Origin of the sequence: Leifsonia sp. TF02-11, assembly GCF_017565305.1 — a bacterium.
In the GTDB taxonomy this organism is placed as follows: Bacteria; Actinomycetota; Actinomycetes; order Actinomycetales; family Microbacteriaceae; genus Leifsonia.
The window spans coordinates 303,829-329,629 of record NZ_JAGEKP010000024.1; the positions used below are offsets into that span (position 1 = coordinate 303,829).

Consider the following 25,801-nt stretch of genomic DNA (forward strand, 5'->3'; position numbering starts at 1 on the left):
ACGAGCGTAAGATAACGTTGTCTTTAAGGCAAGAGAAGGAACTCATCTTTCCGCGACTCCAGACACAGGGAGGCCCATGACGTCGCCGCACTCCATCGTCCGCTTCGTCGGCCTCGATCCCCGGGCATTCTTCGCACCGCTACCCGCCCCGCCTGATGCACTCGACACCACGGTCGCCCTCTGGGCAGGCATCGACGAAGTGGAGCTGGGCGCAGCGCGCGAAGCCGTCCGCGCCGAGATCCGCGACACCGTGGACGAGGTGCTGAGCGACCCCCACCTCGCCGCCGCAGCGCACACACTCCCTATTCGAGGCGGCCAACGGGTCGTCGTACTCGGCGATTCGCTCTCGGCCGAAGCGGGCAGCTGGGCCGACCTCTTCGCCGAGGTGCTGTACCGCCTGCGCCCCGGGGCAACCGTCCTGAACTGGTCGCTGGCCGGTCGGACCACGGCGGAGACGGTAGCCGCGCTTGCTCCCGTGGTGGCCCACCGCCCGGACTGGGTCATCACCATGATCGGCACGAACGACGTCCGTCGCCACGGCGTCGGGTCAGGCGTGCGCATGGCCTCTGCCAGCGCCATCGCCCACGCCAGAGGAGCACTGCGGGAACGCCTCCGCACCGAGACTGCGGCGCAGCTGATCACGCTGACGCCGCCCCCGATCAATCCGGACACCGTGACAGCGAACCGCTCGACAGGAGTGTGGTGGGAGCTCGCCGACATCGACGCCGCCGTCGAGGCGGCACGCGCCGATGACACGGCCACGATCGACGTCCACGCCACGGTGAGGACCGGGCCCGACTTCTGGGGTCCGGACGGAATTCATCCCACCCGCTCCGGCCAGCGCGCGATCCTGACGGCCGTGCTCGACGGGTTCAGCCGGGCGGACCGGGCACGCGAGTGAGCGTCCCTCGGCAGCCGGTCGGCCTCGTCGCCACGAGGGTCATCGTGGCTCGCCGCGCGACGCCGCAGACTGGACGATGAGCCGGGCGCCGTCGGCGAACAGGTCGTCCCTGCTGCGACCGCCGCCCGAGAAGTAGTCGCTGATCGCCTGCGTGGCGATGGGCCAGCGCGCGCGCACCTCCGCCTCCGTCGGCGGGGGACCCTCGGGCGCCGGGGCCTGCTCCTCCAGAACCCAGCCGACCGTGTAGCGCTCGGAGGTCAGCACGAGCAGCCGCGCCTGCTGCAGCTCGAACCCGTGCTGGACGAGCATCGCCATCGCGCGTTCGGAGAAGTCGCCGCGCCGCAGCGACCGGGTGGCGCCCGAGACGATGCGAGCACCGTCGCGATGTCGCAGCAGGGCGGCGCGGAGCCCGCACAAGGCGCCGAGGAACCACTCTCGGACATCCTCGGCGCCGGGTTCCGGCATGGCCGAGATGGCATCGTCCATGATCGCGTCGGCGAGACCGTCGAGCAGCTCCGTCTTGTTCTTCACGTGCCAGTACAGCGTCGGCGCCTGGACATCCAGCCGCCGGGCGAGGTTGCGCAGGCTCAGACCGTCGAGACCCTCGTCGTCGACCAGCTGGAGCGCCTCCTCGAGGATGCGTTCGCGATTCACCGCCACATCACACCTTGCCATCTCACTCGAACAGTGTTAGACAAAGCATAGTTCTCTAACACTGTAAGAGAGAGGGTGGATCATGAAGGCCGCACTCATCGACCGGGTCGGAGCGGTCCCGGAGTACCGCGACCATCCCGAGCCGTGGGCGGGCGAGGGCGAGGTCGTCGTCACGGTCGAAGCCGTCGCCGTGGAGAACGTCGACCGCGCGTTCGTCGCAGGCACGCACTACGCCGCCGCCGACTTCGTCGCCGCACTGCCCGCGATCCCGTGCTTCGACGGCGTCGGACGCCTCGCCGACGGCACGCTCGTCGGATTCGGCGGGCTGAAGCCACCTGCCGGTGCACTCGCCGAGCGCGTGGTCGTGCCGGCCGGCTACGCGATGCCGATCCCCGACGGGATCGCACCGGAGATCGCGGCCTCGCTCTCGTCGGCGGTCAGCGCGATGAGCATGCAGACCGCGGGCGGGCTGCAAGCGGGGGAAACCGTCCTGCTCCAGGGCGGCACCGGCGTCGCGGGCAGGCTCGCGATCCAGATCGCGCGGCTGCTCGGCGCCGGCCGCATCGTCGCGACGGGGCGGGATGCCGGCGCCCTCCGCGAGCTCGAAGACCTCGGCGTCGATGCCACGATCGACACCGCCGTCGCGGACGCAGACCTCGTCCACGCCTTCGCGGAACAGGCCGGCGCAGGATACGACGTCGTCCTCGACTACCTGTGGGGACGTCCCACCGCGTTGCTCACCCGCGCGCTCGTCCCAGCGAGCTTCACGCTGGGCAGGCCGACGCGCCTCGTCCAGATCGGCGAGGCAGCGGGGCGCAGCCTCCACCTCACCGCCGACGCCCTGCGCACGTCCGGCCTCGAGATCTACGGCGCCGGCCGCAACGCGGCGGCGACGATGGGCGCCGCGTATCAGCAGGTCGTCGACTGGGTCCGCGACGGGCGACTGACGATCGCCGTCGAGACGATGCCGCTCAGCCGCATCGCCGAGGCGTGGACCCGCACCGACCTCCGTGGCCGACGACTCGTCATCATCCCCGACTGAATCGATAGGAGCACATCATGAACCGACTCACCCACGCTCTCCACGAGACGACGCACCGCCTCCCCGGCGTACCCGAGCACTCGGCCCGCCCGCACGGCCAGGCCAGGCAGGGGAAGCACCCGCACGCCGAGGGCGCGCACCCCAGGCTGCAGGGCCGCGTCCGCCACCAGCACGGAGAGCCGCGCATCCTCATCGCGTGGCAGAACGGCATCGCGAGACTCTTCGGAGCGCGGCGCGCTCGTCCGTGAGGTTGAATGAGAGCATGCGCCCCTTCTTGGACAAGGTCATGCCCGATGCGTGGCGAGCCGCACAAGCGTTCTCCGCGACGGTGGTGCAGGAGGTGGTTCGCGCGGGAGTCACCGAGCAGGAGGTCGAGCTCATCAAGGTGCGCTCGTCCCAGCTCAACGCCTGCGCTTTCTGCCTCGACCTCCATGCCAGGGAGGCGCGTCGCGTCGGCGTGCCCCAGCAGAAGCTCGACATGCTGCCCGCCTGGCGCGACTCGGACATCTTCGAGGAACGGGAGCGTGCGATGCTGGCCATCGCCGAGGCTGCGACCGCACTTCCGTTGACCGAGGACGCGCGGGCCGACCTGGCCGGTGCTCGCAACCTTCTGGGCGATATCGAGTTCGCCGCGGCCGAATGGGTCGCGGTGACGATCAACGCGTTCAACCGGATCTCGATCCTCAGCGAGCACCCGGTCCGGCCGCGGAAGAACTGACGCTGTCCCGTCCATCCGGACGGGACGTGTGTGTGAACCTCCGGGCTGCCGCCGTGCGCTGAAGGCCGATCGTCATCGAAGTCGGCCGGCGCGATCGTGCGCCCGGTGTCGACTCGATGACTGCTGCGTCCTGAGAGATCGCACAGACGCCACGTGCACTGGGGAGTCCCGGATTCGGGGCGATGCCCGACCTCAACAGGATGGTGCCGTCACAGCTCCTGCATCACGCACCCACTCATCGGATAGCAGATCGGAGAGACACCATGAAGCGCATCACCTGGGCGGCCGCCGCGCTGGCCGCCTCCGTACTCGTCCTCGGGGCGGCCCTCCCCGCCTCCGGCGCATCGAGCGCCCACCCGTCCCGCACCGACGCCGACTCGCACACGCCCAAACCGACCGTCGTCCTCGTCCACGGCGCCTGGGCCGACGCCGCGGGCTGGACGCCGGTCGTGCAACGGCTGCAGGCCGACGGCTACCCGGTCATCGCTCCCCCGAACCCGCTGCGCGGACTGCTCTCGGACGCCGCGTACATCCGGAGCGTCCTCGACCGGATCAGCGGGCCGGTCGTGCTCGTCGGCCACTCGTACGGAGGCGCGGTCATCTCGAACGCCGCCACCGGCGACCCGAACGTGAAGGCCTTGGTCTACATCGCCGCGTTCGCGCCCGATGCGGGCGACTCCCTCGCGTCGCTGAACGGAAGCGCGCTCGGCACCCAGATCCCTCCCGTCCCGGTCACGCCCAGCAGCTACCCCCTGCCCGACGGCAGCTCCGGCACCGAGCTGACCATCGACCCCGCGCAGTACTGCAACGTCTTCCTCGACGACCAGGTCTCCCGCTCGCAGTGCTCGGCCCTCGCCGTCGAGCAGCGACCGCTCAGCGTCACCTCTGCGACGCAGGCGTCCGGCGTCCCCGCCTGGAAGAGCATCCCGTCGTGGTACCTGGTCGCTGCGGGCGACCGGGCGATCTCGCCGAACCTGGAGCGCTTCATGGCCGCGCGCGCCCACGCCCGCACGACTGTCGTGCCCGGCGCTCCGCACCTGGTCATGCTGACCGACCCGAAGGCGGTCACCGGTCTCATCGAGACCGCCGCCCGGGCGACCGCCCACTGACCAGCAAGCCGACGCAGTCCACGAGAAGAAGGAGAAGAACCATGTCAGACCCGAAGCCCACGGTTGTCCTCGTCCACGGCGCGTTCGCCGACGCGTCCGGCTTCGCGGGAGTCATCCGCGAGCTGAGTTCTGCCGGCCATGCGGTCATCGCGCCGCCCAACCCGTTGCGCGGCCTCGCATCCGACGCCGAGGCGGTGCGGCGGGTCGTCGGCGGCGTCGGCGGTCCCGTCCTGCTCGTCGGCCACTCCTACGGCGGCGGAGTGATCACCCAGGCCTCTGCGGGTCTGCCCGGCGTCGTCGGCTTGGTCTACCTCGCCGCGTTCGCGCCGGACGTCGGCGAGAGCTGCGCCAGCGTCACCGAGCCGTTCCCGGCACCGCTGCTCGCCAGCACGGTGCGGCCGACGTCGTACGACGCCCCGGGAGCCGCAGGAGGCCCCGACCTGCTGATCAGCCCCGACGGCTTCCGCGAGACGTTCTGCGCCGACGTCCCCGTCGACCTGTCCGACGTCATGTGCGCGTCCCAACGTCCTCTCGCAGCGGCGGCGTACACCGAGAACGCGACGGCGGCGGGCTGGCGCGAGCACCGCACCTGGTACCAGGTCGCCAGCGGCGACAACGCGATCTCCCCCGCTGCCGAGCGGTTCATGGCCGAGCGGATGAACGCCACCGTGGAGGAGGTCGACGGCTCGCACACCGCGTTCATCGCCCGGCCGGTGCAGGCCGCAGCCTTCATCGCCGCCGCCCTGGCCGCCGCGTGAGCTGACGGACCGACCGCGGATCGCGAACAACAGAGTGACGGCGGGGGCCCCACAGGGCTCCCGCCGTCGCCGACGGCCGAATATGCTTCGACTCATGCCCACGTGGCCGGTTCAGGCTGACCGTTCGATCGCGACCCTGGTCGGCCGCGAACGCGAGTCCGTCCGGCTCGACCGCCTGCTCGACGAGGTGCGCGGCGGGGCAAGCCGGATCCTCATCCTGAGCGGCGAGGCGGGGTCGGGCAAGACAGCCCTGCTCGATCGGCTCGTGCGGGCGGCCGACGACTTCCAGGTGGTCTCGACAGTCGGCGTCCAGGCCGAGCGCGAACTGCCGTTCGCCGCTCTCCAACAGCTCTGCACACCCCTTCTCGCCCATCTCGGCGCGCTTCCGGCTCGGCAGGCCTCCGCCCTGCGTGTCACGTTCTGCGTGGAGGACGGCCCTGCCCCGGACCGGCTCCTGGTGAGCCTCGCGCTGCTCGGGCTGTTCGCCGAGGCCGCGGTCGACCGCCCCCTGCTGTGCGTCGTGGACGACGAGCAGTGGATCGACGCGGCATCGGCAGAGGCGCTGACCTTCGCCGCACGCCGCCTCGGCGAGGAGTCGGTCGCCTTGGTGTTCGCGACGCGATCGCCCGGGGACCGGCTCGACGGCCTCCCTGTCGAATCTGTGCGGCCGCTCGACGACGCCGACGCCGACCGCCTGCTGTCCTCGACTCTGCCGTTCGCGGTGGACCGCCGCGTGCGGGACCAGCTCGTCGCCGACGCGCACGGGAACCCGCTCGCGCTCGTGGAGTTGTCCCGCGAACTCCGCATGGCACGGCTCGGCGGCGGGTACGGTCTGGCGGACGCCCTCCCGCTTCCGGCGAGCCTCGATGCGGTCTTCCGCCGCCGCATCGAGGCCCTGTCACCGGAGAGCAGGAGGCTGCTCGTGCTGGCCGCGGCCGACGCGACCGGCAATATCAGGCTGCTCTGGGACGCGGCCGCCCTGCTGGGCATCCCCACCGATGCGGCACGCCAGCTGGTCGATCAGGGATGTCTGGAGTTCGGCCTCCGCGTCCGCCTGCAGCATCCGCTCCTGCGCTCTGCGGCATACCGGACGGCGACGAGCCAAGAGCTCGCAGACGTCCACGCCGCCCTCGCCGCGGCGACGGATCCCGTCGCCGACCCCGACCGCCGCGCCTGGCACCGGGCGGAGGCCGCCACCGGACTCGACGACGACACCGCTCGCGAACTCGAGTCATCGGCCGAACGCGCACGCGCGCGCGGCGGGCTCGCGGCCGCGGCGGCCTTCCTGCAGCGCGCGACCCTGCTGAGCCCCGCCGGCGCCGACCGCACCCGGCGCGCACTGGCCGCAGCCCGCGCGACGGTGCAGGTGGGCGCCTTCGACGACGCGCGCGCCCTCCTCGACCTGGCGGAGACCGGTTCGGCCGGGCCGGCCGACCTCGCCCGCGCCCAGCAGCTCCGCGCCGAGGTGGAGTTCGCCGGAGACCGCAACGGCCGGGTCCCCGCCCTGCTCCTCGCTGCAGCGGAGGCCATCCGTCCCTGGGATCCCGAGCTCGCCCGCTCCTCGCTGCTGGACGCTCTCCGCAGCTCCGTCTACGCCGGCCGATTCGCCGAGGAGGGGTCCGACCTCGCAACGGTCGCCCGAGTCGCCGCCTCCGCGCCGTCGCCGGGGCCGTCGCGGGCGACCGAGCCCCTGGACCGCATCGTCGGTCGCTATGAAACGAACGGCGACCCTGTCCCCGCTTTCGTCAGCGCGCTGCGGAACATCGGCTGTCCGAACGACGATCACGCCTCCGACCCGCGGTGGCTGTCGTTGCTCGCCTTCGCCGCGAGCGGCGCGTGGGACTTCCCCTTCTGGGACGCCCTCACGGGCAGGTTCGTGCTCGAGTGCCGCGAGCAGGGGGCCTTGAGCGAGCTCCGGCTGGCGCTGACGCAGCGCATCTACGTCCTGCTCCTCGCCGGCCGGGCGCGCGAGGCGGAGGAGGCGATCGACGAGCTGACGGCCGCGCTGGGCACAATGGGCGGTCGGATGGCGTCGTACAGCGCGCTCGCGGTGGCGGCGTTCGTCGGCAGGGAGCGCGATGTCCTCGAGGTGGCCGATGCGGCCATCCGGGACGCACACGCACGCGGCGAAGGCCTCGTGCTCACCGGCGCCAGATGGGCGGTCTGCGTGCTCTACAACGGGCTCGGCCACTACGCGGAGGCCCTCGACCACGCGCGCGGCGCGCTCGAACCGCCGGTCGACGAGCTCGGCCTCGACAACTGGACGCTGGTCGAGCTGATCGAAGCCGCCAGCCGTACCGGCGAGCGGGATGCCGCCGAGCGCGCCTTCGCCCGCCTCACCCGGACGACCCGGCAGTCGGACGGCGGCTGGGCGCGGGGAATCCAGGAGCGGTGCGCCGCCCTGCTGGCCGACGACGCCGAGGCGGAGACGCACTACCGGGAGGCCATCCGGCTCCTCGGCCACAGCGGCCTCGACGCCGAAGAGGCGAGGGCCCACCTCCTCTACGGCGAGTGGCTGCGACGCCAACGCCGCCGCAGCGGCGCCAGGACCCAGCTGCGTCTGGCCCACCAGCGATTCGAGGCCGTGGGGATGGCCGCCTTCGCCGAGCGGGCACGGCGGGAGCTCTGGGCCACGGGCGAGGTCGTGCGATCGGAGGCCCCGACCACCGGGCCCGCCCTGACCGCGCAAGAGGAGCAGATCGCCCAACTCGCGACCGACGGCCTCAGCAATCCCGAGATCGGCGTCCGGCTGTTCATCAGCGCACGCACGGTCGAATACCACCTGGGCAAGGTCTTCGCGAAGCTGAACATCAGCTCGCGCGCCCAGCTCGCGGACGCCCGCCGCGCCCCGGCGGGACGGGCCGCTCGTCCCGTGGAGTGAAACTCGACGTCCACACCCGCGCCCACCTCGTCGTCGTCGCCTTCGAGAACAACCTCGCCGACCCGAACCTGCTGCCCACGTGAGGGAGGTCGCGCCAGACGCTGCCGCCGGACCGGATCAGAAGTCGCCGACCGGCCTGGCGCTCGAGGGCGGCTGCCCGACCGAGTCGACGGGGATCGGGGAAGCGCTCACGTTGGTGAGGTGCGCGGCCTCGATGCGGTCGAGACGGAACCATCGGATCGCGTCGACCGTTCGGCAGTGGGCCACGAAGTACCAGTGACCGCCCGTGTTCGCCAGAAGCACGGGGTCCACTCGTCGGCTCGACTCGACTCCGTGCCCGTCGCGGTAGCGCAGGGCGATGACGCGCTGCTCGGACAGACTGCGCTCGATCTGGCGGAGGTTGCGCGTGTCCCGACCGTCATCGGCGGCGTCGATCCAGACGCGGTCGGTCAGGAGCGCTGCCCGCTTGCGTGCGGCGCCGTCCATCGCGTTCAGCACCTTGGTCAGCACCACGCGGAGCTCCCGGTCGAAGGGCTGCCCTCGGCTCGCCGCCGCGGCCGCGGCGAGGCCGACGACCTCGGACTCGGTGAAGTTGACGGGCGGCAGCGAAGCGCTGGGATCCACGACGTAGCCGCCCCCGGGTCCCGGTTGCGCCCAGATCGGGAACCCCGACTGCTGGAGGGCACTGATGTCCCGCTTGATGGTGCGGATGCTGACTTCGAACGTCGCGGCGAGGCGCTCGGCTGTTCGCCCGGAGCGCCCGGCCCGTCGCAGCTCCTCGCGCACGGCATACAGCCTGTCGGTTCGGTTCACTCGATAATGGTGACAGATAGGTGTCACTCACGCGGCGGAAGATCGGGATCATGACTGACACCCACTCCCCTGTCTTGGTCCTCAGCGGTGCCGGGCTCCCCGCCTGGATCTGGGACGAGGTGCGCGAACGCCTCGGCGCGGCATCGTCGGTCGCCCCCCGCCCTCCCGCGCACTCGGATTCCCCGTTGAGCGCGTATGTCGAAGCTGCCGTCGACGCCGCACCGTCAGGCGCGTTCGCCATCGTCGCGCATTCTTCGGGCGGTGTCGTCGGTGCAGAAGTGGCGCGACTTCTGGGTGGTCGGGTGAGTTCGTTCCTGGCGGTCTCCGCCGTGATCCCCGCCGGCCGCGAATCCTTCGTCTCCGCCATGCCGGTTCCGAATCGGTGGATGCTTCCGATCGTGATGCGACTTGCGGGCACGCGACCGCCCGCCACGGCCTTGCGGCGCGGGCTGCGCGGCGTCGGCGACGATCAGGCGGAACGCATCGTCGCGGAGTTCGTCCCCGAGTCCCGGCACCTCTACACGGACAGGACGGGTGAGCACGTCTGGTCCGGCCGCCGCGGCTATGTGGTGACCACCGAGGATGACGAGCTTCCACCCGGACTCCAGCACCGATTCACCGAACGTCTCGGCGCGACCTGGACGACACAGCTGGCGACAGGGCACCTGCCGATGCTCCAGGATTCCCGCGCAACCGCCGACGCCATCCGCGAGTTCCTGGCGAGCTGACGACGTGATCAGTCGGGTGAGTCGAACTGCCGGCGGTTGTCCACGATCTCGTCCTGATGGTCTCGCACCCATCCGACAAGCCGGTCGACGGCGGACGCGAGGGACCGCCCGAGTTCGGTGAGGGTGTAGTCGACACGCGGCGGGACCTCCGGGTACGCGGTCCGGGTCGCGAGGCCGTCACGTGTGAGCGCACTGAGGGTATGGGCCAGCATGCGTTGCGAGATTCCCGGCACGGCGTGGTGGAGCGCGGTGAAGCGCATCGGGCCGTCCCTGAGGACGGTGACGATCAGCATCGTCCACTTGTCGCCCACTCGGGCGAGGACGTCCCGCACCACCAGGATCGTCTCGATGCAGTCCGGTTCGATCCCGCGCCCGGCCAGTTCGCTCGGGAGTCCAGCGTCCACGCAATACTTCCCTTCTTCTGCGTTGCTGACGTGAAAGTGCGTGTGCCCGCACCGATGATTTCACCGTCGATGCGCCATATCCTACGGAAAGTAACCATTGACATCGGAGGGACCGGAGACCACATGTCCGCACAGCCGGAGAGCGCCGGTAGTACCACCGCGCACCAGCCTGAACACGATGCACTGGACGTCCGGCACGACACGTTCACCATCGAGCGACGCTTCGATTCATCGCCCGCGGACGTGTTCGCCGCGTTCGCGCACGAGCCGACTCGACGTCGGTGGTTTCGGCTCCCGGGCTCGGGGGCAACGTACCAGCACGAGTTCCGCGTCGGCGGCGGCGAGGACGCCCACAGCACCTTCACGCTCCCCGACGCTGAACCGGAGCGATTGGCGTACCACAGCCACTATCTCGACATCGTCGCGGACCGGCGGATCGTCTTCGCGTACACCTCGGCCGTGGACGACGTCACGCGATGGGTGTCGCTGGTGACCGTCCTGCTCTCCGACGACGACACCGGCTGCCTGCTCACCTGGACGGAGCAGGTCACATTCCTCACCCGCACCGGAGACGGCAGCGACGACTTCCCCCACCTCCGCGGCGGCACGGCGCTGCGCCTCAACGGCCTGAGTGCAGCGCTCCACGCTCAGCAGTGACCCGAGCGCGCCGACTGACTCGCGGCGCGCGGCTACCCGTAGAGCACGGTGCGGACGTGGTCCGTGTCGAAGTTCTCGCGCACCGCGTGGATCCGTCCGTCGTGGATGGTGAAGATCCCGCACGAGGACCGCCCCCAGCCGAGGTAGGGTCGAACGGACATGCGCCTCCTCCTCATCCGCCACGGCCAGACCCCGGACAATGTCGCCGGCGCCCTCGGCACGACAATCCCAGGACCGGTCCTGACCGCGCTGGGCCGGCAGCAGGCCGCTGATCTCGCGGCGGCTGTGACCGAGCCGATCGCCGCGATCGCGGTCAGCTCCCTCATTCGGACGCACCTGACAGCGGCGCCACTCGCGCGCCACCGCCGGATCGACCCTGTCGAGTTCGACGGTCTCCGGGAAATCGAGGCCGGCGTCTACGAAGGGCGACACGACCCCGCGTCCGTCACGGCCTACCTTCGCACCTTCGCCGCGTGGGCAGCCGGCGACCTCGACACCCGGATGCCCGGCGCAGAGGACGGCCACACCTTCTTCGACCGCTACGACACCGCCGTGGCAGCAGCGATCGACACGACCCCCAGCAGTGACGGCCCTCTCGCGATCGTCAGCCACGGCGCCGCGATTCGCACCTGGGTCAGCCGCCGCGCCAGGAACATCGACGCGTCCTTCACCATGGACCGCTTCCTCCAGAACACGGGCATGGTTGTCCTCGAAGGAACCCCGGCATCAGGCTGGGACCTGCTCAGCTGGCAAGGGGAGCCGGTCGCCGGCGCGCAGCTCGCGGACCCGACCGCAGCCGACCCCGTCGGCAAGCTCTAGCCGGCCCGAGCCGCTCACGCGCACCTGAGCGTTCATGCGCCGGTCTGAAACCGGATGTCGCCCATCACGGCCCAGCGGGTGCGACGAGCCCGGCGTCGTACGCGAACACGACCAGTTGGGCCCTGTCGCGCGCGCCGAGCTTGAGCATAGAAGCCGCTCGCTCCGGCACCCAGCGTGTTGATGGGGAGAGGTCCCCATTTGCTATCCGTCCGCGTCGAGCCCGTCGAGCCGACGCCAGACCTGCTCCATCCGCCGGAGCTCCCCTAGCGCGGCACCGGATGCGGACACCCGGCGGGCCTCGGTGATCGCGCCGCGGTCCGCGAGTTCGCGGAGTGCGGTGTTGCGCCGGGCGCGGAGCGCGTCGCGCTCGTGCTTCGGCAATGCACCCACGGTCCGCCGGACCCGCTGCCATCCGGTGACGCGCGCCGGGATCCTGGCACGTGCGCCGATCCGGGCGAGCACGGCGAGTACCAACGCGCCGCCGCACACCGCGGCCGCGATGATCGGCGTCCGCCACCCCGCCGGGTCGTATCCGGCGTCCCTCGCGACGTTCGCGGTGCCGATCGCGGACAACAGCGCCAGCGCGCCGGACCACAGCCCGTACAGAAGCACAGGGACCGACCAGAGCGCACCTCCGCGGATCCACGTCGCCGCGATCACCAGCTGCGCCAGGACGACCACGGCGAAGCACACGCCCGCGACCGGCACCGAGGTGGACGCCGGTGTCTTCGGCACCGAGCTCAGGTAGGGATGCTCGCCGTAGATCGCCACCCCGAGGAGGGGAGCAAGGACGATGACCGCCACCGCGACGACGGAGCCGATGTTGCGCAGAGCCGACGGACGCGCGACGCCCGAGACGTCGTCCGCATCGATCGCGGCGATGACCTCCGGGTGATTCGCGAGGATCTCCCGCTCGAGCGCCGCCAGGTCGGGACGGGCTCCTGCGGCCGATGCAGTACCCTCGCGTTCCTTCATGTCTTCGAACCTCTCGACGCCGTGGGTCGGAGACGGGGCGATCCAACTCCTGGATCCATCAGGCACTCCGAGAAATCTCGAGAACCCGAGCCCATCCGGCCGGGACACCTTCAACCTAGCGAGATATCGCCACGGAGGTCGAGGGGGAGAGCTCCCATCGAGGCGAGCGTCAGCTCCTGGGCAGTACGGAACGGATCTCGATCTCGCCGTCGTAGCCCATCCAGGCCAGCCAGGCCGCGGGCGTCAGCGTCTCGGCCTGGGCGATCGTCTCCGCGGACGCGCCGCTCGCCGCGAGCCGGTCGAGCCGTGTCCGCCAGTCCTGCTGCACGGCCGCCGGCGATGCCGTCGCAGCGAGGCGCTCGGCGGTGCGGCGCAGCTCGCGCAGCCCATCGTCCCGACCGCCGGACGGAGCGGGGCGGGCATCGGGAACCGCCGGGCCGCGCCGTCGTGCGAGCCCGCCGCGCACCGCGACGACGACGAGCAACACGAGGATCGCCGCGACGAGCGGGATCCACCAGCGCAGATCCTCCGCGGAGAAGCCCCGACGATCGCCCGTTCCGACGATGAGACGGTAGATCAGGATGCCCGCCGCGATCAGTGCGATCAACGCGGCGCTCAGGCCCCCGACGACCCCACTGCGCGCGTCCGGGATCGGCACGAGCGCCACGATCAGCAGGACCATGCCGGCCACGGCGCCCGCGACCAGGGCGATTGTCGCGCTCAGCTGCGGATCGCTGAACGCGTTCTTCCGATCGGTGGGGCCGAACTCGATCACGAGCAGGAGCGCGGCGAGCAGCCCGGTCGTCACCAGCGCGGCCCAGATCACGCGCCACGCGCGAGCCGGCGCGGCGGCGCGCCCGGGAGCGGCGAGCACCTGAGCCGAACGGGCGGACGCTGCCCGCGCGACGACCTGCTGCCGGCGTCGGCCGTGCAGCTCCGCCACCGCGCCGAAGAGAGCGGGCGCCGAGTCCGCGCCTTTCAGCGCCTGCACAGCCTCCCGTCCGACGGCGCGGACGTCGGCGTCATCACCGAGAAGGCGGACGACCGGCTTCATGACGCGCTCTCGGCGGAACGGTGCTCATCCGCCTCCACCGCGAGCGACACAGTGCGACTCCTCCGGGATGCGAGCTGCTCGAGTGGGAAGTCGATGTCCTTGCCCAACGTGACCCTCCTTCACGACATCTACGAATGTAACCGCTCCCGGGCGAACGGTGTCCGCGCTCATCCGAGCCGGTCGTTCTCCACGAGCGGCAGCTGCACGATCACGTCAGGAGTCCGGCGTCCGCGGCTATCACGCTCATAGTCTTCCCCAACCGCAACGATTGAGGGTCCTTCGTGAGTGTGCGGCGGAACTCGTCAACCCGACTGGGATCGGCGTGTCCGGGTGGACGGATGCCGTCTGCGACACGAGCGATGAAACGTTCGGTGAGCACTTTTCTGAGCATCGGTGATGCGAGCAGCCTCTCTCATCGACGTGTCAACTGTCGGCGCAGGGACATCAGCCAGAGCGCAGCGCCGATCACAATGAGGAGGAACGCGAAAAGAACTGCGGCCATCGGAGTCGTGGAGCCGGTGCTTGCCAGCTGCGCCGCGATTGGAGTGATCGCGATTGAGGCAGGTTCGCTTTGCGACGCCGAATACGCGGAGTCACCGAGGTATTGGGCGCGAACGGTGTGGTTCCCTGCCGAGAGCCCGACGAGTGTGAGTACTGCTGGCTCAGCGGATACGGGGCTCGGGTTTCCGTAGGGAACGCCATCCACGAGCAGCTGAAGCGAGCCGGTTGGACTGATCACACCAACAGCTGTCGACGCGACTTGCATAGTGGCTGTGGCAGATTGGCCCACCGTCACGCTGTGAACGTTGAGGGACAATGTCGTGCGAGTCGAGCCGGGCGAGGTGACCACCGTCAAGCTCTCCGGTGCCGCCGCTTGATAGTTGCTGTCGCCGCCGTACGCGAAGGTGAGCGCCAGCGTTCCGACGGCCCATGCCGGGCTGAAGGTAAATGTACCGTCTGCGTTCAGCGGCACTGTCGCAAGCATCCCTCCAGCCTTGGAAATGACAACCGACCCGGTAGGAGCAGCCGTCGCCGGCGCGGACGCTCCGGAAACGTGAGCCGACGGCACCGCACTTGACGGAGAAGCCGATGGACCCGAGGTGCTCGGTGCGGGTGGTTGCCCGACGAGAACTTGGCCAGTGATGATGACCGGTTTTCCGACAGTCTTGTCAGTCGATTCGGTCAGGTTTGTGATGTATGTCGGTGCAGCAACAACGGATTGAGTAAGTGTCGTGGCGGATGCAGCGAATGGTTCTGTACCTGGCTCATAGGCGAAGGTCAGAGGGTGCTCACCGACAGTGTCGACAAGGCGAGCAAAAGTCGCTGTCCCGTCAGCTGCTACCGGGGCGGTTGCGAGAGCGGTCCCTCCGTCGCTTACGGTGACGGTTCCGGCCGGAACGGTTGCACCCTCATCGTTGGTGACGGTCGCGACCAGATCTGCCGGTGTGCCGTACGTTGAGGAGTTTTGGGAGCTCTTGGCGGTGATCGAGGTTGCCTGTGCAACTAGATAGCTCAGGTGAATGAAGCCGTTACCTGCCCAGTAGGAAAGCTGGGAGCCAGTGATACCTGCACTGGGGCTGATCCAGGTTTGACCGCCTGACCCGCCGGCACCTCCCCCGCCACCGGCGCCGCCGCCACCACCGCCGAAGCCTGCGTTGATTCCGCCGCCGCCGCCGCCACCACCGCCGGCGCTGCTGCTGCTGCCTGCATTTCCACCTTGCGTCCCGTTCCCGCCGTTGCCGGCGAGCCCGTTGGCGCTGCCGTGGCCGGCGCCGGAGCCGTCTGCGCCGCCTTGACCGGAGGCGCCTCCCGTCCCACCTTCATAGCCGACGAAGGCTCCTCCGGCACCACCGCCTCCGCCACCGCCGCCGGCGACGACCAACGCGTTGTCACCGGTGCTTGTTCGAAGGAGCACAGCGCTTGCACCACCGCCGCCTCCCCCGGCGTGCCCGAGGAGCGACCCTGTGTTACCGTTCCCACCCGCAAGGTATCCGCTCCCTCCTGCGCCCGGGCTCGCTTTGTCAGAGTTGGTCGGCCCGCCCATCGTGCTCGTGAAGAAGACGAGTGTTTGGCCGGGAGTCACGGGAATCGTTTCAGTGACACGACCTCCGGCTCCACCGTTCCCATCGGTCGTGAGTGCCCAATCGGTGCCGGGAAAGTTTACGGGGCCGCCACCACCGCCGGCCGACCCGGCGATATCGACGGTAATGCTGTGCACACCAGCAGGAACCATCCAAACAGAGCCACCGATACTGCCAACAGCCTCGGAAGCCACTGATGTCGAAGCCGACGCAGGTGCGGCTTCGACCACGCTGAGGCACGTGAGCGAAAGCGAGACCGCGCCGGCCGCTACTCCGAAGACAAACCGTCGACGACCAAAGAATCCGAACATGAGATGTGTGCGACCTCCATACGTGGGACGACGGCCACGATAAGACGACCACACAGACCATGCGGCGAACCGGCCCCAAGACCTATCCACAATGAATAGGTACCCGCGCCCGACCCCATACGATCTCCACAGGACAGCGAAACCGCACCAGCGGCTGTGTGCGTCGGAGGGAGGCCCCATGTGACGGCGACAGCAGAGCGGCACTACCCGCACCCCTCGTTGGACGCCCCCGACCAACCAACGGCTCTGGCCGCGAACATTCAATCATCCGGTGGAATGCTGGTCACGGTGACGGGCCTCCCGGGCGTCGGGAAGAGTACCTGGGCACGGCAGTTCGTCGCCGCAGCTGGACGACACAAAGTGGTCGCCGTGACAGCAGACGCCTTCGAGAAAGACTTCGCCTTCGGACTTGTCGACAAGCTCGCGCACGCGGCAGGCGAACCGCTTGGCATATTGGGCGAAACTGGGACCCCGGATCCCCTAACGGTCGCCCAGAGGCTGCTGCCGGCGCTCGCTCACGGCACGTCGGCTCGGCGACGACTCGTCGTGTTGGTCGACAATGCTCACTGGATCGACGATGCGTCACTGGCCGTGCTTCGGTTCGTTCTTTCACGGCTCGCGCACGGTGGGGTTTGCGCTGTCTTCAGCGGGCTGGCTCCCCGCACCCAAGAGGTCAGTGCACATATATTCGACGCTGACGAAACTGCATGGGACGTCACACGGAGAATCCAGATCGAACCGTTGGAGGCTTCCCACGTACGTGGCTACGTGTCGAATGTCCACGATCGCGAGATATCGCTCCGCCTTGCGCAGCGGATCCGCGATCAATCAGGTGGGATCCCCGTCCTGATTGATGCACTCATTCCTTCGCTGCAGCAGTCAGGCATGGGGAACACGCATTGGGATGAGGGCATCGTCCTCCACTCATCCGCTGGTAACCCGTTCCAGCAGGTCGGAAAGGGTGAATCACCCTCTCTTGCCGCTACGGTGGAGATCGTCTCCGTCCTACACGACGCGGTGTCCCGCATCGAACTGGCCACAGTTGCGGAACGTCTCGGCGAGACGATCGACGTCGACGGAGCTCTCGCGGCTGGGGTGTTGGTTCAGGCAGGCGAAGGGGCCGTCGCACCGTTCCACGACCTCTACAGCAGCCATGTCGTCGCCGGATTGCACGAGGACCGCCGACGACGGATCCAGCACGCTGCAGCCGCTGTCCTTGAAAACCCGCACCGCGCGTTCCTCCTCCGACTCGATGCTGCGACCACCCTGTCAGGCTCACTGCTCACCGAACTACACGAAATGGTCGAACTCGCGGTGAAGGACGGCGATGCCGAACGGGCGATCGGCTACTTGCGAACAGCATCGACCCGCGCCGATTCGGCACAGCGAGACGACCTCATCGTTGAGGCATGTCTGCTAGCCGCAGCAAACCTGATCAGCCCAACCGTCATCGATCTCATACCAGATCTCGAACGGATGCGAACATCGCCCGTGCGCGACCTCGCGCTGCTTCAAACACGCCAAATTACTGGCGACATCCAGTGGGCACGATCCTTCGCCGCGCATCTCATGGATGCGGACCGACCGGGTGTCGACCGGCATCCCGACCATCTTCTTCTGCAAATGCATGTGTCGATGATGTCGGTGATGATCCAGCTCACCACCGATGACTACACCCCGATCATCGGCATGCTCGAGCGAACCCGAACGCTCGCCACCGAACTCCAATCGGGTCCCGGTGATGTATCGGATCGGCGCCTCCTCCCGCTCTTCACAGCGGAGGAAGTTCTCCTACGGTGCATTGGCCTCACAATCGTTGCCGCTGCCCGCCTCGGTGATCACCAACGAGTCACGACGGCGCTTCACGACTTATCCGCCGCAATCTCGACCGCCCAAGAATCTCCCGCGCTCATCGACGCGCTCACCTGCCGAGCCGGCGTACTCGCAGGAGTTGGCGCCGTCACAGAGGCCACCATCGACCTGGAATCGGCACTCACGATCGCTTCGCATGGTGTCGCCGGCTGGAGCCTCGGACATGCGCGGGCGCTCCTCGCATACTGTTACTGGGTCCTCGGACGCCCCACGGACGCGACATCCCTTCTCGACACTGCCTCGCTCGTCGCGTTGGACAACATCGACGTGTCCTCCCGTCCTCTGCTCTACCTGATGCGCGCGATCATCGCCGCCGACTCGGGTGATCTCGACGCCCATACACACGCCCTCCGCACGGCAAAAGACGTCACCGTCACCGACTACGACACCTTCGGCGTCGAGCTTGAACTCCTCGCTGCAGTGCAGCGGGCCCGCGCCATCGGCAGCCCACAGGAGGTGCTCGATGCGCTCAGCGACGAACGAATCTCCGGCCGATGGCTCGCCGGGTCGAGCATCTTTACTTACAAGGTGGATGCGCTCGCATCCCTGGGTCGCGCAGAAGAAGCCGACAGAGAACTCTCCCGCCTCCGGGCCCTCGCGGGGCAACGGTGGACACCCATCTATGGATCCTTGGAATGGCTTGAAGGGCGGGTCGCGGAAGCCTACGAACTCACCGAGGACGCCCTCAAGGCTTATCGCAGTGCTTCACGCACACCGAGCCTCCCAGCCCCTCACGCACAGGCCCTGTACGACCTCGGTCGCTACCTGATCGAAACCAGGCACGAGGCAAACGGTCGCCGAGCGCTTCGATCTGCCCTGGCAGCATTCCGCAGACTTGCTGCGATCCCCGCGATCGTTCGCACTCTCACGCTTCTCGATGGAAGCGTCGACTCCTCTTCGCAAGCGGGACCATTGGATGGGTTGACGTCTCGTGAACGCGAAGTTGCCGCGAACGCCGCGAACGGACTCACGAACGCCGAGATCGCGAAACTCCTCTATCTCTCAATTCCGACGGTCAGTTTTCACATGCGCAATGTGCTCGCCAAACTGGGTCTCAGCTCTAGACGGGAACTGAGGTCACTGCTCCAACCTGAATCCTGGACACCTTCGACGTAACGCAGCACCCTTGAACGGTTGGACGTGAATCACCGCTCGGCGTGGCTGGTGGAACCGCTCCTCCTAGTGCGCGGAACGAATTGGCTGTATGCCGTCGGCGACGTCAACGGGCGAGCACTGCTCACCCACCAGGGCAAGTACCAGGCCCGCGCTGCCGGCGATGCGATCGTCGCCCGCGCGACCGGAACGGCACTCGACGACGGTCCGTGGGGCGCCCACGTCGCCACAGCCGACCACACTGCCGTCCCGCAGGTCGTGTTCACCTCACCCGAAGTCGCAGCCGTCGGCCGCACCGCCGATAGAGCGCGCGCCGCGAAGACGATCATCTCGACCAACTGGGCCGTCCACGAGTTCGTCACGACGGCACCCGGCAGCCCCTAATACAGGCCGGCTGGGAGGCGCGGTTTCGCACCCCCAGCCGGCGAGGTCTCGCCACGTTGTTCACCTCGGCCGTCGAGACCGTGCTCCGCGCGAGCCAACAATCTCAGCGTCGGAACGGTCATGGCCATCAGCTCCTTGATGGCGGCGTTCCACCGGCCCAGCTCTACCCCACATGCGCCGGTTTCCACCGGCCGGCGCCCACGACCCGATAAGTAAGACAGCCTCACAACAATGAGGTTTTCAAGTGTGGGAAAAATCTGAGCAGATCGCGCCGTCAACGGGAACGGCGGCTGATCATCAGCCGCCGTTCCCCGTGTTTCAAGCTATGTAGCGAGGGCGGGACTCGAACCCGCGACACCACGATTATGAGCCGTGTGCTCGCATGGGGCACTTTTGGTACGTCAGCAGGTGCGTGAAGACCGCGGAATTCCGCGGTTTTCCAATGATGCCGAACTCGCCGAATAACCCCGTCTTTCTTCAAGTGTGTCCAAATTGTGTCCAAATTTGAAGATAACATCTGCAGCGTTATCTGTTATTTCGACAGCCATAGGCATCTTCATCCGCCGCACCTCAGCCTAGAGATCCCTACCTAAACCGGAGTATCCGGTCGAGTCGCCACCGCAAACGGACGAGGATCCGATTGCCGTAGCCGTCCTGCGCACGGGTTACTTCCGCTCTCTCTCGCGTGTACCGTCCGCCTTGTCGCGCAACCACGCGGTACGGGTAACCGTTCGTCGCGTAGGCAGGCCGTTATGGGAACACTCGCAATAAACCATGCAACGTACGACGTGGATAGCCGCGCCCTGAGCTGCCTTCCCGAGGTCCTCACCGCGCTTCTCCGGATGCGCTCATACATCGACGTGACTCTGACCTTCTCGGATGGGGACGTCGAAATAAGAATCAACACCAGCTCTCCCCTCATTATCGAAGTTGAGCACGAGCTTCCCTCCTACGAGGACGACGCCGGGCTGCTGACCTCGGAGTACCTGATGATGGGGCGTCTTCACCTCAGCGGAATCGGTGCTGCGCCCACAGCGCGTTGAGGTCTCTGACTAACGGCGCCCCACCTCGGCTTCGGCGACGTAACGGCCGGTCGGGGACCGGGAACAGATAGGGTGGAGACCTCCTGAGCTTGGACGTGAAAGGGCACGCGCGATGGGATACCTGGTTTACGACAGCCGAACCCGGATTTCGTTCGACGACCGCGTCCTTGCCCACCTCGAAGTAGTCATCATCAGCAAACTGAGACGGCGGGAACCCTTCCCGCTTACCTGGAGAGAACCAGACGAAGCAGGGGACGGCCGAAGCACCATCTGGTTAGACGCCGCCATCCCTCTCCGGTTTCGTTTCGAAGGGTCACGGCACCCGTCCATTGATCGAGCCTGGGTCGAGCGGCTAGCGATTCTCGCGTCGTCCTCAACGGGCTTGATCGTTTCCGACGAAGACGGCAACGCGGTGACCGGAACGACTTCCGAGCAGGAAACCTGATCCCCGCTCGGGCGATAACCAAGTTCCGCCCGCGCCATCGTCTGTTCGCTCGTGCGAGTGAGGGTGACGATCCAGCCCCCGGCTCGAACGCACCCTCACCCCGGCCGGGATTCGCAGTCCACCGGCCCGCGTCAGTCGCGGATACGGTCTGCCGTCCGGCCGATCAGAAGAACGTCACCCGCCACCAAGGTTCGGGTCCATCAGGTACGCGTCACGCGCCTTCTGAATTCTGTCCGGATCATCCCGCGGGGTCGCCCGCAACGTCTCCCAGACACGGTCGATGCGTGCCTCCGCTTGTTCCGGAGTATCCCCCGGAAACAATTCATCTGCCATGGCACACGCTCCCCGCAGATGCTGTCTGCTACACGACCCACCCGACCAGAACGATCGGCCGTCGCCGTCACAACCCAGGCTGCTGGATCACCCAGCAGGGGGAGGCGCGGGAGCTGCCCGTATCGCAGACAATACTCGCAAGCGTCCTCTACCACTAGACACAACCAGGCAGCACCTCACGCGAACAAACCACGCCCTTCCTGACATTGCGAACCAGCGGTGGACCGCCTGCTTGACAGCTTTGGCACGCCTCCTAAGCTGACAAGACATCGGGACGCCTGGGTTCGTTTCGGGACCGAACGCGAAAGCTCCCGATTGGATGGCGGTGGTCGGGCCGCGTCCCGGCCACCGCCTCACCTGATTGGCGCCAGCGGCCAGCCATCGGCTTTCTCAAGCCGTTGCTCCCCGCCGCGAATGTCTAGCCGGGACCAAAGGCATGGCATTGCCCTCGTCGACGACGCAAGATCATCTCCGTTCGCGCGTCACCCCCTGAGCCGGCGCACCGTCCTCGTCCACGACCAGCAGACCGTTCGCGCTGGCCGATAACGCCAACCGTTCAACCCACGCCGAATCGAGCTTTGGCGCCCGTGACCCATTGAACCGAAAGCGCACCGGCAACGACGGATCCAACCAAATCGTGTTGCTACCTTCACCGTCACCGTCAGCCTCACGCCAACTCATGGCAAACGACTCCCGTCGACGCAGTTTGCTGATGATCACAACCTCGAGGTGGGCCAACAAACGGTCTTCAAATGTCACGCTTGAGTTGCTGTCGTAGAACAGTTGCCCCATCCCGGCCTCCTACCAACATTCTTCTCGAGTTCAGCCACGCACGGCACGCCGCAGACACCGGTCCAGCGCCAAGCAAAACTCGTCTCGCCACTGAGCCGGAGCGCCGCTCACTTGCCAGCCCCCGGCGAGGTCGCCACAGACACATCGTCGGCGCGTCGAAATGCCCTCAGTGACTCGGCAGGAATTCTGATCTCACCGCGGTATACAACAGTTCGCAGCTCCCCGCGGTCGATTGCAGCATGTATCTCCAGTTCGGGAACCCCAGCTCGAGAGGCCGCAGCAGCCGGGAGGAAGAAGTCCGGGTCATCCATGGCGGAAACCTAGCACCGTGCACAACGGCAGCCATTGCAGTATTCGCTAATCCGCCCATTCGCGCCACGCAGCCTGAACTCCAGCGGGGAGGAGGATGCAGTTTCAGCGTGAGACAAGAGCACGAGTCTCCTCAGTGACAGTCGTGAACCACGGCCCGTGGGTTCCCGTACCTTGCTGCCAGGAAAGAAGATGTGAGTTGCGGAGAACTGGGTGATTTCGTATGACCAGACCACCCGGGCGGCACCGATTCGGGCGGCAAGACTCGAAACCCGCTTTGAGAGGCTTCATTCTGCGGATTGCGTATGAATGTCTAAATCGGTCGTCTGGTAAAGGAACCGGCCTACTATCGGGTCGTGTCGACGATCGCGAATGACCTGGTGGGTGCGGTTCGTCGTGGGAAATCGTTGCATGGTTCCAACCCCAGTTCGACGTTCGCGATGGTCGAATGGTCGCGGCGGAAGCGCTATGCCGGTGACGATCAGCCCGAACTCCTCGGCCGCGGGAATGAAGTCGGCAGGTGAGACCTGTCCGCGGACAGGGTGGACCCATGGGGTACGGACAGTCGCCGAAGGTATCGAGACCGACGATCAGCTAGAACGCATCACGCGTCTGGGATTTGACCGCGCACAAGGGTTTCTCTTAGGTCGACCCATGCCGCAACACGCGATGGACCAACTGGTCGCCGCATAGCGGACGGGCCCGTCGTGCGCATCAGGCAACAGCAGTCGAGAGTCCGATTTGCTTAAGCGGACACCACGCACACTAAATCGAAGCAATCACGAGGAAGGGCCATAAGAACGGCAACGACCTCACTAGCTGTCCAACTCGATGACCGTCCAAGCGTCTCCGATGCCGACGCTGACGAGGTCGCCCGGCAAAACGACGCCCTCCGCCTGGACGGCGAAGAAACCGGACTCGTCGCACTCCACCGCGACCACCGTGACATAATCCATGCCGATCCTGACCCGCACATCGGTAGGAGGGCCCATCCACCACGGCTCCACCGCGCCACTAACGCGCACGCCCCTCGCCGAAACAAGCACATCAATCACCAGCAACCGATGAGCGTCCCCTCGCAGAGGTTCAGCCACCACACGGAACTCCATATCGCAGACGATAGCCAACGTGGGGCCGAATTCGACAGAGGCCGAATCGGGGACCGCACCAGCCCAGGGAACCTCAAGGCTCGTAGGGGCTCCACAGGTCGCGATCAAGGTCGACCTCACGGTCGCCGACACGGATTATCCAGTGCTCGTGGTCCGATCCGAGGTAGTCGCCGACAAGCGTCTCGGACCGCCATTCGCCGCCCACGTGCACCCATCTGATCAGATGGAAGGTAGTGCCGCGTTTCGGTATGTAGCAAACGAACGGGTCGGTATCCTCCATGATGCCTCCTTGCGACATCCCGGCGATAAGCAAACCAGGAGCTTCCGCGGTGGACCGGTGATGTACGGAGGCCCGGAGGCCTCTTCAAGGCGAGGTCGATGCCGGTGGAAGGCACCGCACCACTCCCGGTCGGAGCGAAGCGGTCGAGAACGTCTGTTCGGATGGTCTGAGCGGTGCAGCCGGCTCCCTGACGGCACCGGCCACCCGCGAGGCCTCGGCTATGACAGCTGCACTACCCAGCCATTCATCGGCATCGAGCATGGTCGCCGGTGGGCTACCCACACGCACTCTGACGAGTAGACAACACGCTACTCCCCGCCGCGTCATTTGTACCGAGCAGGCGCAAATTCAGCAGTCGAGATTCAGCCACACCCCCCTTGTAAATCTAGCCCGGCACGCGGACACTACGACCAAACCTTCTCGTGCACCGGGCATTGGGAGATTCCGCATAACCGAGCGCCGAAGGCGGGCGATATGCCTCTTACACGCAACCACAAATCCGCTGACTCCAGGTCGGTTAAGCAGACGCCGACACGCCTTGCCGAGAGCCGTCATTGATGGCCGTCTCGACCATGGTCATCGGCGACCGGCGCTTCCGGATCGACGCGAACGTCGAAGAGCTCAAAGAGAGAATCCTTGCTGCAGCGGCCACCGGCCCGAACTGGGTCACGATCCACACCGTCGGCGGCCGGATCACCGACGTCCTCGTGACGCCCACGACAGAGGCACGCCTCGAGCACCCGTGGACGGACGACGTGGAGGACGTCGATGACCACCTCGACAGTCTGGCTGGCCCCCGCGGAATGTCCGGCTTCGTGGACTTCGACCACTACCTTCTGTGATCGACGGAGGCGGGAACGCGCTCGCAATCGTCCTCGCAGCGATCCGCATTGACGGCCAGTAGTGCCGCACCGCCGACACTGACCGTCGACCAGCCTCCTGTGAGTGGGCAAAGACTCGCACGATAATCGGTTGCCGTCCGAAAGCGCACGAACGGTCCCTTCTGAACAAAGCCCTAGGATCCGATTCGATGCTCCAGGGACACACCGACACAGGGCGCCGCTCCGTTGCGGACAATTCAGTAGTGGAGGAAGCCGTGAACTTCTCTTCGCGGGCTAAGTTCGCGGCGACATGTGAGCCGTGTGCTCGCATAGGGCTTTTTCGGACACCTAGGAAAGAACAGTAACTGCAGAATTCCGCGCTTTCCGGATCGCCGGACAGTGGCTGGATTACGTTGATATTCGCGAAGTGGGTCCAAAATGTGACCAAATTTGAGGATCACAACTGACCCGTCATCCCTACGCCAACAGGCAACTGATCGGGGTGCGCCCGAAGGCAGCCCGACGTCTCGGCCATCTTCGATCGCGCAGTGAAATCGTCGCCGTCCGCGCGAGATGGCTGGAGCGCCCCCGCGCTCCCCCGCACGCAAGCTAGCCGGGCCCACCGACAGAGTCGCTGGCACCCGCCAGCCCCACGGGTCCCATCAACCGTGGGCGTGCCGTCACGTCGGTCGCTCGTCCAGAGTCAGCGGACGGGGCGTATCCCGCACCGTTGGAGACGGGCGGTTCGCCTCCTTCCATGCGACCGCGAGCCGGAGGATACTTGCGATATCGCAATTAAGGAGGCGATCGAAATGGCCGTAACGCAGGGGCGCGACGCGCTCGAGGGCCGCTACACGCAGGTCGAGCCCGAGGTAGCCGAAGGCCGCGTCGTCCACGGTCAGTACACCGAGGGCGAAGGACACACTGGACCCGACCCCGAGATCTCGGGCGCATACGTCGGCACGCAGCGCGACGGGAAGCCACCCATCGTGCGGAGCACCCACCAGCGCATCGGAAACTATCCCCAAGCGGAGCACGAGGCGCATCAAGACCCGCACTCAGAGAACGAGGCCGGCGAGGAGCGGTGACGGGCCGGAGAGCCAATTCGTCGCGCGTCCCGCGCGAACGGGCGCGAGGGGAACTGGCTCTCTTCCGCCGAAAGCATGGATGGACGCGGGGGAGGCTACGTCAGCAAAGAACGTCCAAATTGCGAATCATAACGAGCCGATATGCGAATGCCACCGGGGGCGACGAATCCCGGTTACAGGTCATCGAGTATCAGCAGAGTCACCCAACCATCACCTGAACGAAGATTTATTGTGTCGCCGGCTTGCGGTTCCCCTTCCGCTTCAAGCGCGAATCTTCCGGCGAAGCCGATCTCCACGGTCTCCACTT

General features: G+C 67.2%; 26 protein-coding genes and 1 pseudogene. 16 read left to right on the forward strand and 11 right to left on the reverse strand.

Going from position 1 to position 25,801, the window contains the following annotated elements:
* Positions 1-76: 76 nt before the first annotated feature.
* Positions 77-901, forward strand: a complete 825-nt coding sequence (locus JNB50_RS22305) for a GDSL-type esterase/lipase family protein (protein ID WP_208042324.1) — start codon at positions 77-79, stop codon at positions 899-901.
* Between the two features lie 39 nt (positions 902-940).
* Here the strand turns inward: JNB50_RS22305 and JNB50_RS22310 are convergent, their stop codons facing one another.
* Entirely contained in the window at positions 941-1,555 is a 615-nt protein-coding gene (locus JNB50_RS22310; protein WP_208042325.1) for a TetR/AcrR family transcriptional regulator C-terminal domain-containing protein, read from the reverse strand.
* An 82-nt stretch (positions 1,556-1,637) separates the two neighbouring features.
* Here JNB50_RS22310 and JNB50_RS22315 point away from each other — a divergent pair, with 82 nt between their 5' ends.
* From JNB50_RS22315 to JNB50_RS22340, 6 genes are all read left to right on the forward strand, one after another.
* On the forward strand, positions 1,638-2,597 hold the full coding sequence (locus tag JNB50_RS22315; RefSeq protein ID WP_208042326.1) for a zinc-binding alcohol dehydrogenase family protein: 960 nt from the start codon (positions 1,638-1,640) through the stop codon (positions 2,595-2,597).
* Between the two features lie 17 nt (positions 2,598-2,614).
* Positions 2,615-2,845 (forward strand): hypothetical protein, encoded by a 231-nt coding sequence (locus JNB50_RS22320; RefSeq protein WP_208042327.1) that lies wholly within the window; start codon positions 2,615-2,617, stop codon positions 2,843-2,845.
* Positions 2,846-2,859: 14 nt separating this feature from the next.
* The gene (locus JNB50_RS22325; RefSeq protein WP_208042328.1) at positions 2,860-3,315 is read left to right on the forward strand and encodes a carboxymuconolactone decarboxylase family protein; all 456 of its coding nucleotides are present in this window, start codon (positions 2,860-2,862) and stop codon (positions 3,313-3,315) included.
* Positions 3,316-3,578: 263 nt separating this feature from the next.
* Positions 3,579-4,424 carry an alpha/beta fold hydrolase gene (locus tag JNB50_RS22330; RefSeq protein WP_208042329.1) on the forward strand — a complete coding sequence of 282 codons (846 nt, stop codon included), beginning with the start codon at positions 3,579-3,581 and terminating at the stop codon, positions 4,422-4,424.
* A gap of 41 nt (positions 4,425-4,465) precedes the next feature.
* A complete protein-coding gene (locus JNB50_RS22335; protein WP_208042330.1) occupies positions 4,466-5,182 on the forward strand; it encodes an alpha/beta hydrolase in 717 nt (238 codons plus the stop codon).
* A 94-nt stretch (positions 5,183-5,276) separates the two neighbouring features.
* A complete protein-coding gene (locus tag JNB50_RS22340; protein ID WP_208042331.1) occupies positions 5,277-8,063 on the forward strand; it encodes a BREX system ATP-binding domain-containing protein in 2,787 nt (928 codons plus the stop codon).
* 117 nt (positions 8,064-8,180) lie between these two features.
* Here JNB50_RS22340 and JNB50_RS22345 read toward each other — a convergent pair whose 3' ends face one another.
* Positions 8,181-8,876: a YafY family protein gene (locus JNB50_RS22345; RefSeq protein WP_208042332.1), complete on the reverse strand. Its 696-nt coding sequence runs from the start codon at positions 8,874-8,876 to the stop codon at positions 8,181-8,183.
* 50 nt (positions 8,877-8,926) lie between these two features.
* Between JNB50_RS22345 and JNB50_RS22350 the strand changes: the two genes are divergently transcribed.
* Positions 8,927-9,604: an alpha/beta fold hydrolase gene (locus JNB50_RS22350; RefSeq protein WP_208042333.1), complete on the forward strand. Its 678-nt coding sequence runs from the start codon at positions 8,927-8,929 to the stop codon at positions 9,602-9,604.
* Between the two features lie 8 nt (positions 9,605-9,612).
* Here the strand turns inward: JNB50_RS22350 and JNB50_RS22355 are convergent, their stop codons facing one another.
* Complete coding sequence (locus JNB50_RS22355) at positions 9,613-10,008, reverse strand: helix-turn-helix domain-containing protein (protein WP_307794841.1); 396 nt, start codon at positions 10,006-10,008, stop codon at positions 9,613-9,615.
* 123 nt (positions 10,009-10,131) lie between these two features.
* Here JNB50_RS22355 and JNB50_RS22360 point away from each other — a divergent pair, with 123 nt between their 5' ends.
* Entirely contained in the window at positions 10,132-10,665 is a 534-nt protein-coding gene (locus JNB50_RS22360; protein WP_208042334.1) for an SRPBCC domain-containing protein, read from the forward strand.
* A 32-nt stretch (positions 10,666-10,697) separates the two neighbouring features.
* Here JNB50_RS22360 and JNB50_RS25645 read toward each other — a convergent pair whose 3' ends face one another.
* On the reverse strand, positions 10,698-10,826 hold the full coding sequence (locus JNB50_RS25645) for a hypothetical protein (RefSeq protein ID WP_279555416.1): 129 nt from the start codon (positions 10,824-10,826) through the stop codon (positions 10,698-10,700).
* Between JNB50_RS25645 and JNB50_RS22365 the strand changes: the two genes are divergently transcribed.
* Entirely contained in the window at positions 10,825-11,484 is a 660-nt protein-coding gene (locus tag JNB50_RS22365; RefSeq protein ID WP_208042335.1) for a histidine phosphatase family protein, read from the forward strand. The two genes, JNB50_RS25645 and JNB50_RS22365, sit on opposite strands and share 2 nt — an antisense overlap.
* A gap of 201 nt (positions 11,485-11,685) precedes the next feature.
* On the opposite strand, the gene JNB50_RS22370 is transcribed toward JNB50_RS22365, so the two are convergent.
* The 3 genes from JNB50_RS22370 to JNB50_RS22380 all read right to left on the reverse strand — a co-directional run bounded on the left by JNB50_RS22370 (position 11,686) and on the right by JNB50_RS22380 (position 15,428).
* Positions 11,686-12,459, reverse strand: coding sequence for a hypothetical protein (locus JNB50_RS22370; RefSeq protein ID WP_208042336.1), 774 nt, complete (start codon positions 12,457-12,459; stop codon positions 11,686-11,688).
* Positions 12,460-12,628: 169 nt separating this feature from the next.
* On the reverse strand, positions 12,629-13,513 hold the full coding sequence (locus JNB50_RS22375) for a hypothetical protein (RefSeq protein ID WP_208042337.1): 885 nt from the start codon (positions 13,511-13,513) through the stop codon (positions 12,629-12,631).
* A gap of 412 nt (positions 13,514-13,925) precedes the next feature.
* The gene (locus JNB50_RS22380; protein ID WP_208042338.1) at positions 13,926-15,428 is read right to left on the reverse strand and encodes an Ig-like domain-containing protein; all 1,503 of its coding nucleotides are present in this window, start codon (positions 15,426-15,428) and stop codon (positions 13,926-13,928) included.
* Between the two features lie 657 nt (positions 15,429-16,085).
* Here JNB50_RS22380 and JNB50_RS22385 point away from each other — a divergent pair.
* The 3 genes and pseudogenes from JNB50_RS22385 to JNB50_RS22395 all read left to right on the forward strand — a co-directional run bounded on the left by JNB50_RS22385 (position 16,086) and on the right by JNB50_RS22395 (position 20,317).
* The gene (locus JNB50_RS22385; RefSeq protein ID WP_208042339.1) at positions 16,086-18,893 is read left to right on the forward strand and encodes a LuxR family transcriptional regulator; all 2,808 of its coding nucleotides are present in this window, start codon (positions 16,086-16,088) and stop codon (positions 18,891-18,893) included.
* A gap of 72 nt (positions 18,894-18,965) precedes the next feature.
* Positions 18,966-19,208 (forward strand): annotated as a pseudogene (locus JNB50_RS22390) (pyridine nucleotide-disulfide oxidoreductase); the annotation flags it as partial.
* An 818-nt stretch (positions 19,209-20,026) separates the two neighbouring features.
* On the forward strand, positions 20,027-20,317 hold the full coding sequence (locus JNB50_RS22395) for a hypothetical protein (protein ID WP_208042340.1): 291 nt from the start codon (positions 20,027-20,029) through the stop codon (positions 20,315-20,317).
* Between the two features lie 1,243 nt (positions 20,318-21,560).
* On the opposite strand, the gene JNB50_RS22400 is transcribed toward JNB50_RS22395, so the two are convergent.
* Together JNB50_RS22400 and JNB50_RS22405 are read right to left on the reverse strand one after the other, a co-directional pair.
* Positions 21,561-21,887 carry an ATP-dependent DNA ligase gene (locus tag JNB50_RS22400; RefSeq protein ID WP_208042341.1) on the reverse strand — a complete coding sequence of 109 codons (327 nt, stop codon included), beginning with the start codon at positions 21,885-21,887 and terminating at the stop codon, positions 21,561-21,563.
* A gap of 107 nt (positions 21,888-21,994) precedes the next feature.
* Positions 21,995-22,198 (reverse strand): hypothetical protein, encoded by a 204-nt coding sequence (locus tag JNB50_RS22405; RefSeq protein WP_208042342.1) that lies wholly within the window; start codon positions 22,196-22,198, stop codon positions 21,995-21,997.
* 354 nt (positions 22,199-22,552) lie between these two features.
* Here JNB50_RS22405 and JNB50_RS25275 point away from each other — a divergent pair, with 354 nt between their 5' ends.
* Positions 22,553-22,720, forward strand: coding sequence for a hypothetical protein (locus tag JNB50_RS25275; protein ID WP_243768868.1), 168 nt, complete (start codon positions 22,553-22,555; stop codon positions 22,718-22,720).
* A gap of 291 nt (positions 22,721-23,011) precedes the next feature.
* Here the strand turns inward: JNB50_RS25275 and JNB50_RS22415 are convergent, their stop codons facing one another.
* Together JNB50_RS22415 and JNB50_RS22420 are read right to left on the reverse strand one after the other, a co-directional pair.
* Positions 23,012-23,152: a hypothetical protein gene (locus JNB50_RS22415; RefSeq protein WP_208042344.1), complete on the reverse strand. Its 141-nt coding sequence runs from the start codon at positions 23,150-23,152 to the stop codon at positions 23,012-23,014.
* 226 nt (positions 23,153-23,378) lie between these two features.
* A complete protein-coding gene (locus JNB50_RS22420) occupies positions 23,379-23,585 on the reverse strand; it encodes a hypothetical protein (RefSeq protein ID WP_208042345.1) in 207 nt (68 codons plus the stop codon).
* 557 nt (positions 23,586-24,142) lie between these two features.
* Between JNB50_RS22420 and JNB50_RS22425 the strand changes: the two genes are divergently transcribed.
* Both JNB50_RS22425 and JNB50_RS22430 read left to right on the forward strand, forming a co-directional pair.
* Positions 24,143-24,427, forward strand: a complete 285-nt coding sequence (locus JNB50_RS22425; RefSeq protein WP_208042346.1) for a hypothetical protein — start codon at positions 24,143-24,145, stop codon at positions 24,425-24,427.
* A 791-nt stretch (positions 24,428-25,218) separates the two neighbouring features.
* Positions 25,219-25,494, forward strand: a complete 276-nt coding sequence (locus JNB50_RS22430) for a hypothetical protein (RefSeq protein WP_208042347.1) — start codon at positions 25,219-25,221, stop codon at positions 25,492-25,494.
* Positions 25,495-25,801 lie beyond the last annotated feature (307 nt).

Bases quoted from the DNA above. Each gene is read 5' to 3' on its own strand.
- JNB50_RS22305 (WP_208042324.1), top strand. From the start codon at position 77: ATGACGTCGCCGCACTCCATCGTCCGCTTCGTCGGCCTCGATCCCCGG.
- JNB50_RS22315 (WP_208042326.1), top strand. From the start codon at position 1,638: ATGAAGGCCGCACTCATCGACCGGGTCGGAGCGGTCCCGGAGTACCGC.
- JNB50_RS22320 (WP_208042327.1), top strand. From the start codon at position 2,615: ATGAACCGACTCACCCACGCTCTCCACGAGACGACGCACCGCCTCCCC.
- JNB50_RS22325 (WP_208042328.1), top strand. From the start codon at position 2,860: ATGCGCCCCTTCTTGGACAAGGTCATGCCCGATGCGTGGCGAGCCGCA.
- JNB50_RS22330 (WP_208042329.1), top strand. From the start codon at position 3,579: ATGAAGCGCATCACCTGGGCGGCCGCCGCGCTGGCCGCCTCCGTACTC.
- JNB50_RS22335 (WP_208042330.1), top strand. From the start codon at position 4,466: ATGTCAGACCCGAAGCCCACGGTTGTCCTCGTCCACGGCGCGTTCGCC.
- JNB50_RS22340 (WP_208042331.1), top strand. From the start codon at position 5,277: ATGCCCACGTGGCCGGTTCAGGCTGACCGTTCGATCGCGACCCTGGTC.
- JNB50_RS22350 (WP_208042333.1), top strand. From the start codon at position 8,927: ATGACTGACACCCACTCCCCTGTCTTGGTCCTCAGCGGTGCCGGGCTC.
- JNB50_RS22360 (WP_208042334.1), top strand. From the start codon at position 10,132: ATGTCCGCACAGCCGGAGAGCGCCGGTAGTACCACCGCGCACCAGCCT.
- JNB50_RS22365 (WP_208042335.1), top strand. From the start codon at position 10,825: ATGCGCCTCCTCCTCATCCGCCACGGCCAGACCCCGGACAATGTCGCC.
- JNB50_RS25645 (WP_279555416.1), bottom strand. From the start codon at position 10,826: ATGTCCGTTCGACCCTACCTCGGCTGGGGGCGGTCCTCGTGCGGGATC.
- JNB50_RS22370 (WP_208042336.1), bottom strand. From the start codon at position 12,459: ATGAAGGAACGCGAGGGTACTGCATCGGCCGCAGGAGCCCGTCCCGAC.
- JNB50_RS22375 (WP_208042337.1), bottom strand. From the start codon at position 13,513: ATGAAGCCGGTCGTCCGCCTTCTCGGTGATGACGCCGACGTCCGCGCC.
- JNB50_RS22395 (WP_208042340.1), top strand. From the start codon at position 20,027: ATGGGAACACTCGCAATAAACCATGCAACGTACGACGTGGATAGCCGC.
- JNB50_RS22400 (WP_208042341.1), bottom strand. From the start codon at position 21,887: ATGGGGCAACTGTTCTACGACAGCAACTCAAGCGTGACATTTGAAGAC.
- JNB50_RS22405 (WP_208042342.1), bottom strand. From the start codon at position 22,198: ATGGATGACCCGGACTTCTTCCTCCCGGCTGCTGCGGCCTCTCGAGCT.
- JNB50_RS22415 (WP_208042344.1), bottom strand. From the start codon at position 23,152: ATGGATTATGTCACGGTGGTCGCGGTGGAGTGCGACGAGTCCGGTTTC.
- JNB50_RS22420 (WP_208042345.1), bottom strand. From the start codon at position 23,585: ATGGAGGATACCGACCCGTTCGTTTGCTACATACCGAAACGCGGCACT.
- JNB50_RS22425 (WP_208042346.1), top strand. From the start codon at position 24,143: ATGGCCGTCTCGACCATGGTCATCGGCGACCGGCGCTTCCGGATCGAC.
- JNB50_RS22430 (WP_208042347.1), top strand. From the start codon at position 25,219: ATGGCCGTAACGCAGGGGCGCGACGCGCTCGAGGGCCGCTACACGCAG.